Below are 1,111 nucleotides of genomic sequence, written 5' to 3' on the forward strand. Positions count from 1 at the left end.
CCGGGCGAGAGTGTGCAAGCGGCTCCGGTCCCTGGTCAGACACAGGAGCAGGCGCGGTCATGACCGAGACGGAGCAAGCGCCGCGCCTCGCGACCGGGAAGTCGTCCTCGCTCCGGCTCATCGGCCCCCTGCTGCCGGGCCGCCTGCGCCCGCTGCACCGGCCTCGGCTGTGGCTGGAGCTGGTCTGCACCGCAGTGCTGTACTGGGCGTACACCCTCACCCGCAACGCCGTACCGGCGCATCGCACCGCCGCGCTGCATCGCGCCCAGGTCATCCTGCACGCCGAACAGCGACTGGACGTGAACATCGAACTGACGGTCAACCACGCCGCCGACCGGATCGGCTGGCTGATCATCGGGATGAACTACTACTACGCCACCCTGCACTTCATCGTCACCGTCGGAGTGCTGGTCTGGCTGTACCTCCGCCACCCCGGCCGCTACCGCTCGGTGCGCACCGCCCTGTACACGGCGACCCTGCTGGCCCTGGCCGGCTTCGCCCTGTGCGCGACGGCCCCGCCCCGCTTCCTCGCCGGGCAGGGCTTCATCGACACGGTGGTGGTCCACCACACCTGGGGCTCCTGGGCCTCCGGCGACGTGGCCTCACTGTCCAACCAGTACGCCGCCATGCCCTCGGTGCACATCATCTGGTCGGCCTGGTCCGGCCTGACCCTCGCCTTCCTGGCCCGCCGCACGTGGGTGCGCGTGCTGGGCGCCTGCTACCCGCCGGCCACTTTCACCGTCATCCTGGCCACCGCGAACCATTTCGTCGCCGACGCGGCCGCCGGAGCCGCCACCCTCGCGGTCGGCTTCCTCGTCCAGCGGCTCCTGACCGGCCGTCCGGCCTACCCGCCGCTTCACCGCGTCTCCCTGACTGCCGGGCACCCCTGACGAAGGCGCTGCACCCGCCCCCACGCGGCCACGGCGGGCAGCCGGCGCACCCGCACGGGCCACCGTCTCTGCCACCACGGCCGCCGTGACCAGGACGTCCAGGCCCGTCATCCAGGCGTCCAAGGCGGCGGCCGACCGGGCGCCAGTGCGCGGACCGCGTCCGCGTGCCGGCTCCCGGCTCCCGGCTCCCGGCTCCCGGCTCCCGGCTCCCGGCTCCCGGC

The 1,111-nt window shown here is 73.4% G+C and carries 1 protein-coding gene; it reads left to right on the plus strand.

Translation table 11 applies throughout. The annotated features are described in order from the left end of the window. Positions 1-59: 59 nt before the first annotated feature. Complete coding sequence (locus AC5WRT_RS38895) at positions 60-890, plus strand: phosphatase PAP2 family protein (protein WP_496101098.1); 831 nt, start codon at positions 60-62, stop codon at positions 888-890. Positions 891-1,111: the final 221 nt, after the last annotated feature.

The sequence above is a fragment of the Streptomyces sp. NTD91 genome, from assembly GCF_059510455.1.

What these genes read in the sequence shown, in the direction of transcription:
- AC5WRT_RS38895 (WP_496101098.1), top strand. Translation starts at nt 60, where the DNA reads ATGACCGAGACGGAGCAAGCGCCGCGCCTCGCGACCGGGAAGTCGTCC.